This window comes from Sphingomonas mucosissima, from assembly GCF_002197665.1.
In the GTDB taxonomy this organism is placed as follows: Bacteria; Pseudomonadota; Alphaproteobacteria; order Sphingomonadales; family Sphingomonadaceae; genus Sphingomonas; species Sphingomonas mucosissima.
In genome coordinates this window covers 123,692-138,501 of the sequence record NZ_NBBJ01000005.1, presented here as the reverse complement: position 1 = coordinate 138,501, position 14,810 = coordinate 123,692, and the positions used below count along the sequence as shown (strand labels likewise).

The 14,810-nt window shown below is 66.3% G+C and carries 17 protein-coding genes; 8 read left to right on the top strand and 9 right to left on the bottom strand.

Annotation, left to right across the window (positions count from 1 at the left end; all coding sequences use genetic code 11):
- Window positions 1–67: 67 nt before the first annotated feature.
- The 3 genes from SPMU_RS13995 to SPMU_RS13985 all read left to right on the top strand — a co-directional run bounded on the left by SPMU_RS13995 (window position 68) and on the right by SPMU_RS13985 (window position 1,839).
- Window positions 68–799, top strand: a complete 732-nt coding sequence (locus tag SPMU_RS13995) for a hypothetical protein (RefSeq protein WP_140418481.1) — start codon at window positions 68–70, stop codon at window positions 797–799.
- Between the two features lie 49 nt (window positions 800–848).
- Window positions 849–1,307: a vgr related protein gene (locus SPMU_RS13990; RefSeq protein WP_088334544.1), complete on the top strand. Its 459-nt coding sequence runs from the start codon at window positions 849–851 to the stop codon at window positions 1,305–1,307.
- Window positions 1,308–1,368: 61 nt separating this feature from the next.
- On the top strand, window positions 1,369–1,839 hold the full coding sequence (locus tag SPMU_RS13985) for a hypothetical protein (RefSeq protein ID WP_088334543.1): 471 nt from the start codon (window positions 1,369–1,371) through the stop codon (window positions 1,837–1,839).
- Between the two features lie 49 nt (window positions 1,840–1,888).
- Here SPMU_RS13985 and gorA read toward each other — a convergent pair whose 3' ends face one another.
- The 4 genes from gorA to pgi are packed head-to-tail and all read right to left on the bottom strand — an operon-like array spanning window position 1,889 to window position 5,401.
- Window positions 1,889–3,241 carry a glutathione-disulfide reductase gene (gene gorA / locus SPMU_RS13980; protein ID WP_088334542.1) on the bottom strand — a complete coding sequence of 451 codons (1,353 nt, stop codon included), beginning with the start codon at window positions 3,239–3,241 and terminating at the stop codon, window positions 1,889–1,891.
- A complete protein-coding gene (vapC, locus tag SPMU_RS13975; RefSeq protein ID WP_088334541.1) occupies window positions 3,241–3,660 on the bottom strand; it encodes a type II toxin-antitoxin system VapC family toxin in 420 nt (139 codons plus the stop codon). The genes gorA and vapC overlap by 1 nt, the downstream gene beginning before the upstream one ends.
- Window positions 3,651–3,863 carry a type II toxin-antitoxin system VapB family antitoxin gene (locus SPMU_RS13970; RefSeq protein WP_088334540.1) on the bottom strand — a complete coding sequence of 71 codons (213 nt, stop codon included), beginning with the start codon at window positions 3,861–3,863 and terminating at the stop codon, window positions 3,651–3,653. Before SPMU_RS13970 ends, vapC begins: the two co-directional genes overlap by 10 nt.
- Window positions 3,864–3,907: 44 nt before the next feature.
- A complete protein-coding gene (gene pgi, locus SPMU_RS13965; protein ID WP_088334539.1) occupies window positions 3,908–5,401 on the bottom strand; it encodes a glucose-6-phosphate isomerase in 1,494 nt (497 codons plus the stop codon).
- 176 nt (window positions 5,402–5,577) lie between these two features.
- Here pgi and lepB point away from each other — a divergent pair, with 176 nt between their 5' ends.
- The 3 genes from lepB to era all read left to right on the top strand — a co-directional run bounded on the left by lepB (window position 5,578) and on the right by era (window position 8,169).
- A complete protein-coding gene (gene lepB, locus SPMU_RS13960) occupies window positions 5,578–6,432 on the top strand; it encodes a signal peptidase I (RefSeq protein ID WP_088334735.1) in 855 nt (284 codons plus the stop codon).
- A complete protein-coding gene (rnc, locus tag SPMU_RS13955; RefSeq protein ID WP_245833337.1) occupies window positions 6,425–7,120 on the top strand; it encodes a ribonuclease III in 696 nt (231 codons plus the stop codon). The genes lepB and rnc overlap by 8 nt, the downstream gene beginning before the upstream one ends.
- 158 nt (window positions 7,121–7,278) lie before the next feature.
- Window positions 7,279–8,169, top strand: a complete 891-nt coding sequence (gene era / locus SPMU_RS13950; RefSeq protein WP_088334537.1) for a GTPase Era — start codon at window positions 7,279–7,281, stop codon at window positions 8,167–8,169.
- Here the strand turns inward: era and SPMU_RS13945 are convergent.
- Entirely contained in the window at window positions 8,166–8,867 is a 702-nt protein-coding gene (locus SPMU_RS13945; protein ID WP_088334536.1) for an NAD-dependent deacylase, read from the bottom strand. The genes era and SPMU_RS13945 overlap by 4 nt on opposite strands.
- Before the next feature lie 113 nt (window positions 8,868–8,980).
- On the opposite strand from SPMU_RS13945, the gene dapB reads away from it, so the two are divergent.
- Both dapB and nth read left to right on the top strand, forming a co-directional pair.
- Window positions 8,981–9,709, top strand: coding sequence for a 4-hydroxy-tetrahydrodipicolinate reductase (gene dapB, locus SPMU_RS13940; protein ID WP_088334535.1), 729 nt, complete (start codon window positions 8,981–8,983; stop codon window positions 9,707–9,709).
- Entirely contained in the window at window positions 9,706–10,356 is a 651-nt protein-coding gene (gene nth, locus SPMU_RS13935; RefSeq protein ID WP_088334534.1) for an endonuclease III, read from the top strand. Before dapB ends, nth begins: the two co-directional genes overlap by 4 nt.
- On the opposite strand, the gene SPMU_RS13930 is transcribed toward nth, so the two are convergent.
- The 4 genes from SPMU_RS13930 to SPMU_RS13915 all read right to left on the bottom strand — a co-directional run bounded on the left by SPMU_RS13930 (window position 10,353) and on the right by SPMU_RS13915 (window position 14,787).
- Window positions 10,353–11,117: an SDR family oxidoreductase gene (locus SPMU_RS13930; RefSeq protein ID WP_088334533.1), complete on the bottom strand. Its 765-nt coding sequence runs from the start codon at window positions 11,115–11,117 to the stop codon at window positions 10,353–10,355. The genes nth and SPMU_RS13930 overlap by 4 nt on opposite strands.
- A gap of 78 nt (window positions 11,118–11,195) precedes the next feature.
- Window positions 11,196–12,389 (bottom strand): acyl-CoA dehydrogenase family protein, encoded by a 1,194-nt coding sequence (locus SPMU_RS13925; protein WP_211275813.1) that lies wholly within the window; start codon window positions 12,387–12,389, stop codon window positions 11,196–11,198.
- Window positions 12,386–13,453, bottom strand: a complete 1,068-nt coding sequence (locus SPMU_RS13920) for an acyl-CoA dehydrogenase family protein (RefSeq protein ID WP_211275812.1) — start codon at window positions 13,451–13,453, stop codon at window positions 12,386–12,388. The genes SPMU_RS13925 and SPMU_RS13920 overlap by 4 nt, the downstream gene beginning before the upstream one ends.
- A complete protein-coding gene (locus tag SPMU_RS13915) occupies window positions 13,450–14,787 on the bottom strand; it encodes a flavin-containing monooxygenase (protein ID WP_088334530.1) in 1,338 nt (445 codons plus the stop codon). The genes SPMU_RS13920 and SPMU_RS13915 overlap by 4 nt, the downstream gene beginning before the upstream one ends.
- Window positions 14,788–14,810: the final 23 nt, after the last annotated feature.

Sequence of the window (14,810 nt, the reverse complement as noted above, 5' to 3'; positions counted from 1 at the left end):
GCCGCTGTGCATCCAGTAGCGCCGCCGACTCACCGGTCCGTAACCTTTGCGTGTCATGACCTCGGGCATGGGCAAGCTATCAACATGGCGCGATGGGCTGATGCGGCGCGTGGAGGGCCGCACGCCGGGAGAGATCGCCGCGCTCACCTTGAAAACCCTCCGCCACACTGCGCGCGGGTTCAGCCCCGCCGCCGCCCGCGCGCGGCGCGCCGATCAGGCGTTCGACCGCCGCTGGGGCACGGACACCGGCGGCACGATGAACCTTTCCGCCCTGAACGTCGCGCGTGACCGCGCGCTGATGGGGTGCGGTTATCAAGCCAGCAACGGCGTCGCCTTGTCCGAAGCCATGACGGCGGCCGCAATCGATCCGGCGCGCTTCACCTTTATCGACTATGGCTCGGGCAAGGGACGCGTCGTGATGATCGCCGCCGCCGCCGGCTTTGGCCGTGCCATCGGCGTCGAGTTCGCGCCCGAGCTTCACGCGGTGGCGCTCGCCAATGCCGATCGCTTCGCCGCTGTCGGCGGAGCGTCGCGTCGCTGCGAGATGGTGTTGGGCGATGCGGGCAGCTACGTACCCCCCGCCGGGCCGATCTTTGCCTATATCTACAACAGCTTTGGCCCCGTCATTCTGCGCGAGGTGCTGGAGCGGCTCGAGCAGCGCGCCGCTGCCGGCGAGGAGATCGTCGCGGTGTACGTCAATCCGCAGCACCGGGAGGCGTTCGAGGCCAGTGATCGCTGGCACGTCCTCGCCGATCGCGAGGATTGGGTGCTGTACCGCCCCGCCGCTACGCCGCGCTGAGCAGCACCAGCCGCTGGATCGCGGCGCTGGCCTTCCTACCTAAGCGGTGATGACCACCAGACGCCTCACCGATGGCGAAAAGGTTCTCGCCCGCTCCGTCTACGGCACCGCCATCGATCTGGAGCAGGTGGAGATCTGCCACCACCGCTGGTTCCCGTTCCAGCCGCGCCATGTCGTGATGGCGCCGCGCGGCCGCATTCACTTCCACCCGCACGGCGACATCTACCGCGACGATTTCGCCGCCGCCTCGCTCGGCGAGCAAGGCCTGTTCATTCACGAGATGTGCCACGTCTGGCAGCATCAGCGCGGCATCTTCCTGCCGCTCGCCCGCCATCCCTTCTGCCGTTACCATTACAGCTTCGTGCCCGGCTGGCCGCTCAAGCGCTACGGAATCGAGCAGCAGGCGGAGATCGTCCGCCACGCCTTCCTCCTGCGTGCCGGCGCGCGCGTCATCGGCGCGCCCGACCTGGGGACATACGAAAGCGTCCTGCCGTTCGGCACGCGCTGAGCGGAACCCTCAGGCGCCGCGGCGGCTTACCCCCTTCGACGACAAATCAAGGAGAGCACGCATGAACAGGCGCAACGCAGCAATCGTCGGCGGCATCGTCGCCGGGGTGGTGACAACGGCCGCGATGTGGGCCGGGCGGCGCAGCGGCGTGCTCGGCAAGACGCTTGATCGCGACGCGGTCGATTGGATCGACCGCACCACCGGCTCGCGCGAGGTGATCGGCGACACCGGCACCAGCGCGGTCGAATTCGTCAATCACCTCGGCGCCTCCGCGGCGTTCGGCGGCCTTTACGCGCAGGTGCGGCAATGGGCGCCGAACGTTCCGCCGGCCGCGCTCGGTGTCGCCTTTGGCACCGCGCTTTACGTGGTCAACATCGCCGGCATCGCGCCGCTGCTCGGCATCACGCAAGGCGAGGTCGAAGCCGGCCCGCGCAAGGCATCCGAACGCTGGGCGCTGCACGTCCTCCAATCAGTCGTGACCGCGCTCGTCGCCGAACGACTGGCGAGCGAATGGGACGAGGTCGCCGCCTAACGCCCGCCTGCAAGGTGCCCCCGGCCAGCGCCGGGGCGCGCCCAGTGGCTTACTTCAGCAGCACCAGCTCTTCCGCCATGGTCGGGTGCAGCGCCACCGTTTGGTCGAACTGCGCCTTGGTCAGCCCGGCCTTTACGCACACGGCGGCGGCCTGGATGATCTCCGGGCAGTCCGGCCCGATCATGTGGATGCCCACCACTCGGTCCGTCTCGGCATCGCACACCATCTTGTACAGCGATCGCTCGTCGCGCCCCGCCAGCACATTCTTCATTGGCCGGAAATCGGACGAATAGATCCGCACGGAGCCCAGCTTCTGCCGCGCCTCGCTTTCGGTCATGCCCACCCCGGCGATCGGCGGGTGGCTGAAGCACGCCGCCGGCACGCAATGGTAATCCACGCTCGCACCGCCCCTGCCGAACATGTTCTCGGCAAAGGCCTGCCCTTCGCGTATAGCGACGGGGGTCAACTGGATCCGGTTCGTCACGTCGCCCAGCGCAGAGATCGACGGACAACTGGTGCGGAAATCGTCATTGATCGGGATCGCGCCCTTTGCGTCCACCTCGATGCCGACATTCTCCAGGCCCAGCCCCTCCGCGTTGGGCAGGCGGCCGGTCGCATACAAAACGCAATCAACGATCACCGGCTCTTCCTGCCCGATCATGTGCACTTCCAGGCAGCCATCGTCCTGCTTCACGATCTTTTCGAACGTGGAATCGAAGCGGAAATCGAGCCCCTTCATCATGCTGATCTGGAGCAGCCGGTCGCGGATCTGCAGGTCGTAGCCGCGCAGGATCTCCTTGGTGCGGTTCATGATGGTCACGTGCGCGCCAAGCTGGTGGAAGATACCAGCGAACTCATTGGCGATATAGCCGGCACCCGCGATCAGCACCCGCCTGGGAATGGCGTCGAGATGAAAGACGTCGTTGGAGGTGATGCCATGCTCGCACCCCGGGAACTCGGGCACGTGCGGTCGTGCGCCGCTGGCCACCAGGATGTGCGCGGCCGTCCTGGTCGTCCCGTCCGCCAGCGTCACTTCGTTCGGCCCGGTGATCGTCGCGCGCTGATGAATGATCTCGGCGCCGTTCGACTCCAGCGTCGTCGTGTACGCCTGGTTGATCCGGTCCACCTCGGACAGCACGTTTTGCTGTAAGCACTTCCAGTCAAACGCCAAATCGTCGGGCACACGCCAGCCAAAGCGCTGCGCGTCCTTCAGGTCCTCGGCGAAATGCGCGCCATAGACGAGCAGCTTCTTGGGCACGCAGCCGCGGATCACGCAGGTGCCGCCGACGCGATATTCCTCCGCCACCGCCACGCGCGCACCATGCGCCGCCGCCACGCGCGACGCCCGTGTCCCACCGGAACCGGCGCCAATGGTGAAAAGGTCATAGTCGAATTCGGGCATCAGTTCACTCCGCTGGCGTCGAGCGCAGATATGAGCCCGAGGTGTTGGACGAAAGGATCGAAATCCCGATCACTGTAAAGCAGCGGGATGCGATCAAGAATGCAGCGCGTAGCGATCAGCGTGTCGATCGTCTTGCGCGGGGTTATGCCGAGCGCGCGGAGCCGGTGATAGTTGCGCGCCGCCTCCACCGCGACCCGATGATCGCAGACCACCACAGGGTGCAAGTCTGCAAAGAATGATCGCACCCGAGCAAGATGGGTCTCGTCGCGAGTCCCTTGAAGAACTTCGGCGAGAACTAGGTCGCCCAGCACCAGTCGCTGGCGCGCCGAGCGGGGCCTCAGAATAACCTCAGTCTGCGGCGTCGAACGACCGCGCAGGTTATCGATCCAGACGCCGGAGTCGACGAAGATCAATCCCATTCGGGAAGCGGCTTGTCCGTCCGCATCACATCAAGATCGCCTTCCCAGCCGAGCCCTCGCATACCCTGAACGGCTTGCTGTTGCCGAATGAAGGCCAACGATTCTCGCAGGGCGCGATCCACCGCCTCGCGCATCGTGCGCACGCCGAAGCCCTTCATCACTTCGTCGATGAGTTCATCATCGATCACGATATTCGTCCGCATGTGTATGGCTCCGCAGAGCCATACACATAGCGTTCGCGCCCGTTCTATTCCAGCCCGGCGCGCCGGATCAGGTCGGCCGTGGAGGGATCGAAGTCCCCGCCGCCCTTGGCCGCGGCCTTGGCCATTTCCTTGCCCAGCTCGACGCCGAACTGGTCAAACGAATTGATCCCCAGCAGCACGCCGTTCACGAACACGCGATGCTCATAGAAGGCGATCAGCGCCCCCAGCGTCCGCGCGTCCAGCACGTCGAGCAGGATGGTCGATGACGGACGATCGCCGGGATAGGCGCGCGCCGGATCGTCCGGGTTCGCACGCCCCTTCATTAGCGCGGCGCCCTGCGCGAAGGCGTTGAGCAGCAACTGGCGATGATGTTCCTCGGCCAGCGTATCACCGGCCTCGATCACCGCCAGGAACTCCACCGGCACCAGATGCGTGCCCTGGTGCAGCAGCTGGAACACGGCATGCTGCGCATCCGTCCCCACGCCGCCCCAGGTGATCGGCGCGGTCGGCCGACCGACCGGCTGACCATCCACCGTCACGCCCTTGCCGTTCGATTCCATCTCCAGCTGCTGGAGATAGCTCGGCAGCAGCCGCAGCCGCTCGTCATAAGCGAACGGCGCGCGCGTCTCGCAGCCGCGCACCTGCGTGTAATAAAGGTCGGCGAAGGCCGCGAGCGCCGGCGCATTCTCGTGCAGCGCCGACAAGCGGAAATGGCGATCCATCTCCGCCGCGCCTTCCAGCAATTCGGCGAACTGGTCCCAGCCCAGCTTGATCGCCGCCGGAAAGCCGATCGAGGACCACAGCGAATATCGCCCGCCCACGCCTTCGGAGAACGGCAGGACGCGCGTCTCGTCCACGCCCCATTCGATCGCCTGCTCGGGCGATGCGGTCAGCGCGATCACGCGGCCATAAGGATCCTCGACGCCATTTTCCTGCATCCAGCCGATTGCGCTGTCGGCGTTCATCATCGTCTCGGTCGTGGTGAACGTCTTGGACGCGACCACCAGCAGCGTGGCCGATGGGTCGAACCGATCGAACACGTCCTCCAGCGCCACGCCATCGACATTGGAGACGATCGCAACGTCATAGCGCTCGCTGTCACGCCCTAGCGCGTCCACCAGCAGATTGGGGCCGAGCGCGGAGCCGCCGATGCCGACATGCAGCACGTGGCGCACCGGGCCGAACGCTTCCGCTTCGATCGCGTCGATCAGCATGCGCATCCGGGCATGATAATCGGCCGCCCGCTTTAGGCTCTCCGCCTTGCCTTCGCCCCGCTCGGCGGTGTGCTCCACCGGGCGATCCTCGGTCACGTTCACATGCGCGCCGCCGAACATCGCCTCGCGCTTGCCAGCCAGGTCCATTTGCCGGGCCAGCGCCTCGAACGCGGCCACCGCCTCGCGGGTCAGGTGAGTCTTGGAAAGGTCGAAGTGGATGCCGGCCACGTCGAGCGAGAATTTGGCAAGACGCTCGGGATCATCGGCGAACAACTGCTCCAGCCGGGTTGTCGGGAGGTCCTTGATCGTCGACCAATCCGTCATTCTGTCTTCTCCACGGTTCGCAGCCGGGCTATTCAGGCCCAATTGTTACGCGCCCGCGATAACATGGAAAGCGCGCGCGGCCACCAGCGTCACAACAGGAACGCACGGTTGATCGTTCCGGCCGCTCGCACTCCTGCCGCTTGACGAGCCGCACGCCATCGGCGACGCCGCCGATCATGGCCGAACCATCCACCGCCAAGCCCGCGACCAGCCCCGCCAAGCCGCGGTCTGAAACCAGCGAAACGATCCGCTTTCTGTTGAAGCTGGCGATCATCGTCTGGCTGTTCCGCAGCTTCGTCTTTGCGCCCTTCTCGATTCCCTCGGAGTCGATGCTTCCGCGGCTGCTGATCGGCGACTATCTGTTCATCTCCAAATGGAACTACGGCTATTCGCGCTGGTCGATGCCGTTCGGCGTGCCGCCTGTATCTGGGCGCCTGTTCGGCAGCGTGCCGGCGCGTGGCGACACGGTGGTCTTTCGCTCAAAGGGCGAGGATGATCATGACGTGATCAAGCGTGTCATCGGCCTCCCCGGGGATACGATCCAGATGCGCCGCGGCCAGTTGTTCCTGAACGGCCAGGCGATCGCCAAGCAGCGCATCGCCGACTTCGTCGTCCCGCTTTCGCCCAATTTCGATCAGCGGCATTGCGAGGCGGAATTCGTCGCCCCCGCGCCGGAGGGCGCCACCTGCCGTATCCCGCGCTTCCGCGAAACGCTGCCCGGCGGCCGCAGCTATGAAGTGCTCGATCAGCGCTACATTCCCGACGCGGACGATACCCAGGTCTTCACCGTGCCGGCCGGCAACGTCTTCCTGATGGGCGACAATCGCGACGACTCCGCCGACAGCCGCTTCCCCTCCGCGGACGAAGCGCTGCCGGGCCAGCCGCAGGGCATGGGCTTCATCCCGCTGGAACGGGTGCAGGGCAAGGCGGTGATCATCTTCTGGTCCACTGATGGCTCGGCCAATTGGCTGCTCCCGTGGACGTGGGTCACGGCCGCGCGCTGGGATCGGATCGGAGGTGGCTTTGACTGATCTCGCCAGCTGGATCGGGCGCACCTTTGATCACGCGCCCGGCGATCTCGCCGATTGGGAACGCGCGCTCACCCACGCCAGCCGGGGAGACACGCATTACGAGCGGCTCGAATTCCTCGGCGATCGCGTGCTTGGCCTTTCCATGGCGGAATGGCTCTACGAGACCTTCCCGGAGGAGCCGGAGGGGGCGCTGTCCAAACGCTTCAACGCGCTGGTCACCGGCGCGGTCTGCGCCGACATCGCGCGCGACATCGGCGTCCCCGCTCACCTGCGCCTCGGCAAGCAGGCGCGCGACGACGGCGCCAGCGACAGCGACAACATCTTGGGCGACGTGCTGGAGGCGCTGCTCGGCGCTTTGTACCGCGAGGCTGGCCTCGATCCCGCACGGGCGGCCGTGCGCCGTTTGTGGGAAGGCCGGCTTCACGCCGAATCGGCGGCGCCGCAGCATCCCAAATCCGCGCTCCAGGAATGGGCCGCCGCCAACAATCGCAAGCCGCCGGTCTATGAAGTCGTCGACCGCTCCGGCCCCGGCCATGCGCCGCGCTTCACCGTGAAGGCCGCGATACCGAAGCTCGCCGAAAGCACGGCGGAAGGCGGCAGCAAGCAGGAGGCGGAAACCGCCGCGGCCGAAATGCTGCTGCGCGAAGTCAGCTTCGCTGTGCCGGCCAAAAAATCGCGCAGGGGATGATGCTGGCCAGCACATGAGTGTTCGCGGCCAATTTTCTCCGGTAGAAGGCCGCGCGTGATCCGCAGACATTCTCCACGCGGCCAAATCGCCCCGCTTCTCACCCTCATTTTCATGCGCCCGGCAGTTTCAACCGCGCCCGCATCGTTAAAGGAATTCGCATGACCCGCTGCGGCCTCGTCGCCGTTCTCGGCGCCCCCAACGCCGGAAAGTCCACGCTCGTCAACGCACTGGTCGGCCAGAAAGTGGCGATCGTCAGCCCCAAGGCGCAAACCACCCGCACGCGCCTCTTGGGCGTTGCGATGGAAGACGACGCGCAACTCCTCCTGGTCGACACCCCCGGCATCTTTGACCCCAAGCGCCGCCTCGACCGCGCCATGGTCGCCGCCGCCTGGAGCGGCGCGGAGGGCGCCGACGTGCTCGCTCTGGTGGTCGACGCAAAGGGCGGGCTTGGCCCCAAAGTCACTGATATTGCAGAGCGAATTGCCGATCGCCCGGAGCGCAAGTTCCTGATCCTCAACAAGGTCGATCTCGCCGACAAGCCCAAGCTGCTCCTTCACGCGGAGAAGCTGAACGCGCTCGTCTCGTTCGCCGAAACCTACTTCATCAGCGCCGCGACCGGCGATGGCCTCGCCGAGCTGAAGCGCGACCTTGCCGCTGCCATGCCCGAGGGGCCCTGGCACTTCCCGGAGGATCAGGTCTCCGACGCCAGCGAGCGCACGCTCGCTGCCGAAGTCACGCGCGAGCAACTCTATCTCCAGCTCCACGCCGAGCTTCCCTATGCCGCCACGGTTGAAACCGAAAAGTTTCTTGAACGCGCGGACGGCGCAGCGGAAATCCACCAGCAGATCCTCGTGGAGCGCCCCACCCAGCGCGCCATCGTGCTCGGCAAGGGCGGCACCCGCATCAAGGAAATCGGCGCCCGAGCGCGCGCCGAACTGGCCGTTCTGCTTGACCGTCCGGTGCACCTCTACCTTCACGTGAAGGTGAAGCCCGGCTGGGACGAGGATCGCGGCGTTTATCGCGACATCGGCCTCGACTGGGTGGACTAAGTAGCCAGCAGCTCGTCCACCCACGCCGGGACGAGCGCGCTGGCCGGGCCGAACCGGCTCTCGGCGAACCAGTCGCTGCCTGCCGATGGCTCCAGGTTCAGCTCCAGCGTCTCCGCGCCATAATGGCGCGCCAGCTGCACAAAGCCCGCCGCCGGGTAAACCGCGCCCGACGTGCCGATCGACACGAACAGGTCACACCGCGAAAGCGCCTCTTCGATCCGCTCCATATGGTAGGGCATCTCGCCAAAGAAGACGATATCTGGGCGCAGCGCTGGCTCCCTGCATGCCCCGCAGGGAGCGCCCGGTGGCAGTGGGTCGCACCAGCTCACCCGGTCGCCACACGCGGCGCATAGCGCCGAGCGCAATTCGCCATGCATGTGCAGCAGTCGCTTGGCACCGGCGCGCTCATGCAGGTCGTCCACATTCTGCGTGACAATCAGCAACGCGCCCGGCCAGCCCGCATCTAACCGCGCGAGCGCCTGATGCGCGGCATTGGGCGCCACATCGGCCAGCGCCGCCCGCCGCAAATCGTAGAAGCGGTGCACAAGCGCGGGATCTGCCGCGAGCGCCCCCGGGGTGCAGATATCCTCCACCCGGTGCCCTTCCCAAAGCCCGCCTGGGCCGCGAAACGTGGCAAGCCCGCTTTCTGCCGAAATACCCGCGCCGGTGAGGATCATGATGCTGCGTTCGTCGTTCATGCCAGCGACGATAGAGCATGACGTCGCAGCGCGCGACGTTGGCGCATGTCGGCCACTCGACGCAGATGGTGTCGGGCGGTATCGGGGCGCGACACAAGCGATAAGGGAAACGCATGACCGCGATCGGCATCTACGGAAGCGCGGGGCGGATGGGTCGCGTCATCGCCACCATCGCCCCTGACGAGGGCGCTTCGATTGCTGGCGGCGTGGACGCACGCGAGGATCCCGTTCCGCTGGCGCATCACGCCGACGTCCTTGTGGATTTCTCGACGCCGACGGCGCTGGAGGCGCATCTGGCCGCGGCAGTGGCTGCCGGCACCCCCCTCGTCATCGGCACCACGGGTCTCAGCCCCACGCATCACGCCCTGATCGACCGCGCGGCAGAGACCGTCGCCGTGCTGCAGACCGGCAACACCTCGCTGGGTGTCACCTTGCTCGGCATCCTCGTGGAGCAGGCGGCCCAGCGGCTTGGCCCCGAATGGGATATCGAGATCGTGGAGATGCATCATCGTCACAAGGTTGACGCCCCATCGGGCACCGCCTTGCTGCTCGGCGAAGCGGCGGCGCGCGGCCGTGGCACGACGCTGAATGAAGAGCGCGTTGATGGGCGCGCAGGGCTGGTCGGCGCACGTACCGAGGGGACCATCGGGTTCTCGTCGCTACGCGGCGGCACCGTGATCGGCGACCATCAGGTCGTGTTCGCCGGCGAAGGCGAGCGGATCGAGCTTGGCCATCGCGGCGAGGACCGCTCGATCTTCGCGCGCGGCGCGGTCAAGGCCGCCCTGTGGCTCGCCGGCAAGCCGGCCGGTCGCTACAGCATGGCGGAGGTGCTTGGGCTTTGAAGAAGGCGGACGTCTTCGACTTTTTCAGACGCCTCGCCGAAGCCAATCCGCACCCGGAGACGGAGCTCGAATCCGGCAACACCTATCAGTTGCTGGTCGCCGTGGTGCTGTCGGCGCAGGCAACCGATGCCGGCGTTAACAAGGCGACGCGCCGCTTGTTCGCGGAAGTGACCACACCCGCACAGATGGTGGCACTCGGCGAGGAAGGGCTCAAGGAGCACATCAAGACGATTGGCCTATTCAACAGCAAAGCCAAGAATGTGATCGCCCTGAGCCAGGCGCTGATCGATCATCATGATGGCGTCGTACCCGGCGAGCGCGATGCGCTGGAGAAGCTAGCGGGCGTCGGGCGAAAGACCGCGAACGTGGTCATGAACGTGGCGTTCGGCGCGGAGACCTTCGCAGTCGACACGCACCTCTTCCGCGTGTGCAACCGCACTGGCCTCGCTAGGGGCAAGACACCGCTGGCCGTGGAGCTGAAGCTGGAGAAAGCGGTGCGTCAGCCGTTCCGCCTCCACGCACATCACTGGCTGATCCTGCACGGCCGCTACATCTGCAAGGCGCGGCGGCCGGAATGCTGGCGCTGCCCCGTCGTGGACCTCTGCGCCTACAAGCCGAAAACGCCGCCGCCCGCGGTCGCCGCTTAAGAGGCGAACGCAGCCTTCATCCGCTTGCGCAGCCGATTGGGCATGAAGCGGCGCGCGAAACTCGCCTGCCTGCCCGCCTTGCCGACAATATATTCCCGCTCGCGTCCGTGCGTCGCTTGCCAGACGACGTTCGCCGCCTCCCCTACGGTATAGACGGGCGACTGGCCGATCGCGTCGCGAATAGTGCGGTTGCTGCCCTTCGATCCCGCATCGAGGATCGGCGTTTCCACGAAAAACGGCATCACGCACGTGACGTCGATGCCGTGCCGGGTGAACTCCGCGTCGAGCGCCTCGGAAAGCCCGCGCACGGCGTGCTTCGTAGCCGAATAGACTGCGAGCCCCGGCGAGCCGACGATGCCCGCAACAGACGCCACATTCACCAGCCGCCCGCGGGTCTTCTTCAGGTGTTCGAGCGCGGCATAGGCGCCGTTGATCACGCCCTTCACGTTGATGTCGACCTGTAGGTCAGATTCTTCCGGCGTTACTTCCTCGAACATGCCGTAGCGGGCGATGCCCGCGTTGTTCAGCAGCACGTCGATCTTGCCGGCATGCTTGGCGAAGGCGTCCAGCGCGGCGGCCCATTGCGCACGATCGCGCACGTCCAGCGGCACGGTAAAGGCGCCCAGCTCCTCGCCCGCACGGCGCATGCCGATCTCGTCGATATCGCCGATCCCGACGGTCCAGCCTTCCCGCGCGAAGCGGCGTGCGGCGGCCAGGCCGATGCCGGAGGCACCGCCGGTGATGTAAATCGCCCTGCTCATCTATCCTCTCCTGATGCAGCGAGGCGGGTGGCGGAGCCTCTGGCGTGCTCCATCCCCCGCCTGCCTTGGTGCGTAAGTCTAGCCTGCCCGCACCTCGCGGAACGGTATGGTACGATCGACTTCCGGCTCCTTGGGCAAGCCCAACACACGCTCGCCGATGATGTTGCGCTGGATCTGGTCCGTGCCGCCGCCGATCGAGGTGAAATAGGCGTTGAGAGTCAGGAAGTTCGCATCCTCCGCGCGCGGATGATCCGGCCCTTCCAGCAGGCTTTCCGGCCCGAGCAGCATCGTGCGCACGCGCGCTTCCTCATGCAGGATCCGGCTCATTGCGAGCTTGCCGAGCGACATGATCGGGGAGGACGTGCCCTGCGCCAGTTCCGCCTTGGCGCGCGCGGTGTTGAGCTTGTTCAGCACCCGCCAGGCGATCACCTGCGCCACATCCTGCCGCACGACCGGATCGCCCAGCCGCCCCGCCTCGCGCGCCAGGCCGAGCAGCGCATCATCGCCCTTGGGCCCGCCCGCGCCCGAGCGCGGCCCGCGAGCCGCATCGCCCATCACGGATCGTTCGTAGGCGAGCGCGGTCTGCAGCACGCCCCAGCCGCCGTTCAGCGGCCCGAGCAGATTCTCCTCCGGGATGAAGGCATTGTCGATAAACACTTCGTTGAAGTGCGCCTCATCGGTGATCTGGCGCAGCGGGCGCACCTCCACCCCTTCCTGCTTCATCGGCAGGAAGAAGAAGCTGATGCCGCGATGCTTGGGCACGTCCCAGTCGGTGCGGGCGATCAGCATGCCATAGTCAGCGACCCGGGCGCCGCTGGTCCACACCTTCTGCCCGGTGACCCGCCAGCCACCGTCCACCTTGTCGGCGCGCGTGCGCACCGCCGCGAGATCCGATCCGGCGCCCGGCTCGGAATACAGCAGGCACATGCCGACCTCACCGGCCAGCAACTGCGGCACGATGGTGCGCTTGAAGCTCTCCGTCGCATGGGCAAGCGCGGTATTGGCCCAGAGGTTCGACCGGTCCTGCCCCGCTCCGGGCGCGCCGACCTTCGCAAAGGCGCGCTCAACGATTTTGGCCTGGTCGTTGGAAAGGCCGCGGCCCTGCCATTCAGCCGACCAGCGCGGCACGGCCCATCCCGCATCGCGCACCTTGGCCAGCCATTCGCTGCGCGGATCGCGGCCGAAGCTTTCGGTATGCGCCGGCACGCCCTTCCAGTTTGCCGCGAGCCACGCCTCGATCTCGGCCTGGAGCTGTTCGTCGGTCATGCTCATGCCTGCGCCTCCAGCGCCGTGATGTAATTCTCGCGCCAAAGGTTGCTGTCACCGAACAGCTGCGCCCCCGATCGCGCGCGGCGGAGGTAAAGATGGGCAGGATGTTCCCAGGTGAAGGCGATGCCGCCGTGCATCTGGATCCCGTCCTTCGCCACGCGCACAAAGGCATCGGCGCAGGCGAAGGCGGCGAGCGCGATCGCTGCGTCCGCGGTGGGCGTCGCTTCCGCCAACTGCCGCGCCGCATCGCGTGCCGCGGACGTGGCGGATTCGCTTTCCAGCAACAGGTCCGCCGCCATGTGCTTGATCGCCTGGAAGCTGCCGATCGCCCGGCCGAACTGGTGGCGATCGGTGGCATAAGCGACGGTGATTTCCAGCATCCGGCGCGCTCCGCCGGCCTGCTCGCCGGCCAGCGCGACAATGCCGAGATCACGCGCCGCCTTGATGCGCGACGTACCGCCGATCCGCGTCGCGGGCCCGCGGAAGGAGACATCCGCCATCCGCCGCGTACGATCGAAGACCGGCAACGGCGTCACCGCAACATCGCTGTGCTCGACCGCGAAGACGCCCTCGTCGCTCGCCACGATGATCACGTCGGCGATCGCCGCATCGGGCACGAAGCGCGCCGTGCCGGTCAGTCGGTCGCCGTCCAGCCGAACGTCGCTCCGCCCGGTCCAGTCATGGCAGCCGACGAAGGCGACGGCGGCAATCCGTGAGCCGTCGACCAGCCCCGGCAAATCCGGCGCCAGCGTCGCCGCGATCGCGGCCGAGATGAGCGGCGCGGGCAGCAACACGGCCCCCGCCTCTTCCATCACCAGCCCAAGCTCGATCGGTCCCAGCCCCGCTCCACCCGCAGCTTCCGGCGCGACCAGCCCGATCACGCCCAGCTCCCCCAGCGCTTGCCATAGCGCGGGATCATGCCCGCTCTCACTGTCCATGATGCGCCGCACATCAGCCTCAGCGCAGCGGTCGGCGAGCAATCGACGGACGCTGTCGACCAGCGCCGCACGATCATCGGCGTCGAGCATGGTTGGTGATGCGGAGGGACGCACCAGCGTGTCGGTCATGCCGCCCGCTTCCCCGCCTGTGCTTGCGCGCGGCGTTCGCCCTTGGCGATTTCCTTGTGAAGATCCGCGACGTAGCGCGCGAAGTCGACCTGGATCGTGTGCCGCTGCGACTTGTAATAATCGCCGAGTTCGCGATCTTCGTCCTCCTTGGTGATCCGCTCCATGTCCGCGACGGACGGTAGCGCGTACCGCCCCGTCATGAAGCCGGCGACCAGCTTCGACTGCTGTTCCGCGAAGTTCACCAGCGTCGGCAAGGGCTGTGCCAGCCCCATGAAGAACAGGTCGTGGATGCCGGGGATCACCATGCGCTTGAACAGCGGGAAGCGGTTCTGCGCGTCGGGCAGCAGCTTGGGATCATCGAAGAACGGGAAGCTGATCTTGTAGCCGGTGGCGTAGATGATCGCGTCCACTTCCTCGACGCTATCGTCCTCGAAGCGGACACGCGTTCCCTCCAGCGCCTTGACGTTCGGCTTGAACTTGATGTCGCCGCAGCTCGCGCGCGTCAGGAACTCGCCGGAAACGCTGGGATGGGCGTCGAGTGGTTCGTGATCGGGCTTCGGCAGGCCGTAATCCTCCATCCGCCCCACCATCTTCTTGATCACGCGGCGAGCCAGCGCCTTCCCCAACTTGCGCGGCATCCACGTCGGCATGGCGGATTTGTCCATCGGCTTGCCGCCCGCCATCTTGGGGAGCACCCACACGCCACGGCGGGCCGAGACCCACAGGTTCTTGGCCAAGTGCCGCTGCGACAGCTCGCTGGCGACATCCATCGCGGAATTGCCCATGCCGACCACGACGACGTTCTTGCCGCGCAGATCGACCGGATCATAAGGATCGCGATAGCTGTGGACGTGGAAATGCGGATTGTCGAAACTGCCGGGATAGCTCGGCACGTTCGGGTCCCAATGGTGCCCGTTGCACACGAGCAGTGTCTCGTACTCGCGCGTCTCACCGGTCGACAGCGTTATTTGCCATCCGCCGCCAGCCTGGCGCTCTGCCTTCGTCACCGCGGTGTTGAAGGTGATCAGCGGCCGCAGCCCGAAGTGATCGACATAGTCGCGGAAATATTGCCAAAGCTGCGCGTGGCTGGGGAAATCTGGCCAGTCGGCCGGCACCGCATAATCCTCGAACGCCAGCCGCCATTTCGACGTATCGATGTGCAGCGACTGGTAGCAAGCCGACTTCCCGTTGGGATTCTTGTAATACCAATTGCCGCCGATATCGTCCGACATCTCGAAGCAATCGAACGGAATCCCCTTGTCCTTCAGCCGCTTTGCGGTCGTGAAGCCCGAGCATCCCGCGCCGATGATACAAGCGCGCTTCCTCTCCGCCATGTTCCTCTCCCCGGCCGCCCTCT

Bases quoted from the DNA above. Each gene is read 5' to 3' on its own strand.
- SPMU_RS13995 (WP_140418481.1), top strand. From the start codon at position 68: ATGGGCAAGCTATCAACATGGCGCGATGGGCTGATGCGGCGCGTGGAG.
- SPMU_RS13990 (WP_088334544.1), top strand. From the start codon at position 849: ATGACCACCAGACGCCTCACCGATGGCGAAAAGGTTCTCGCCCGCTCC.
- SPMU_RS13985 (WP_088334543.1), top strand. From the start codon at position 1,369: ATGAACAGGCGCAACGCAGCAATCGTCGGCGGCATCGTCGCCGGGGTG.
- gorA (WP_088334542.1), bottom strand. From the start codon at position 3,241: ATGCCCGAATTCGACTATGACCTTTTCACCATTGGCGCCGGTTCCGGT.
- vapC (WP_088334541.1), bottom strand. From the start codon at position 3,660: ATGGGATTGATCTTCGTCGACTCCGGCGTCTGGATCGATAACCTGCGC.
- SPMU_RS13970 (WP_088334540.1), bottom strand. From the start codon at position 3,863: ATGCGGACGAATATCGTGATCGATGATGAACTCATCGACGAAGTGATG.
- pgi (WP_088334539.1), bottom strand. From the start codon at position 5,401: ATGACGGATTGGTCGACGATCAAGGACCTCCCGACAACCCGGCTGGAG.
- lepB (WP_088334735.1), top strand. From the start codon at position 5,578: ATGGCCGAACCATCCACCGCCAAGCCCGCGACCAGCCCCGCCAAGCCG.
- era (WP_088334537.1), top strand. From the start codon at position 7,279: ATGACCCGCTGCGGCCTCGTCGCCGTTCTCGGCGCCCCCAACGCCGGA.
- SPMU_RS13945 (WP_088334536.1), bottom strand. From the start codon at position 8,867: ATGAACGACGAACGCAGCATCATGATCCTCACCGGCGCGGGTATTTCG.
- dapB (WP_088334535.1), top strand. From the start codon at position 8,981: ATGACCGCGATCGGCATCTACGGAAGCGCGGGGCGGATGGGTCGCGTC.
- SPMU_RS13930 (WP_088334533.1), bottom strand. From the start codon at position 11,117: ATGAGCAGGGCGATTTACATCACCGGCGGTGCCTCCGGCATCGGCCTG.
- SPMU_RS13925 (WP_211275813.1), bottom strand. From the start codon at position 12,389: ATGAGCATGACCGACGAACAGCTCCAGGCCGAGATCGAGGCGTGGCTC.
- SPMU_RS13920 (WP_211275812.1), bottom strand. From the start codon at position 13,453: ATGACCGACACGCTGGTGCGTCCCTCCGCATCACCAACCATGCTCGAC.
- SPMU_RS13915 (WP_088334530.1), bottom strand. From the start codon at position 14,787: ATGGCGGAGAGGAAGCGCGCTTGTATCATCGGCGCGGGATGCTCGGGC.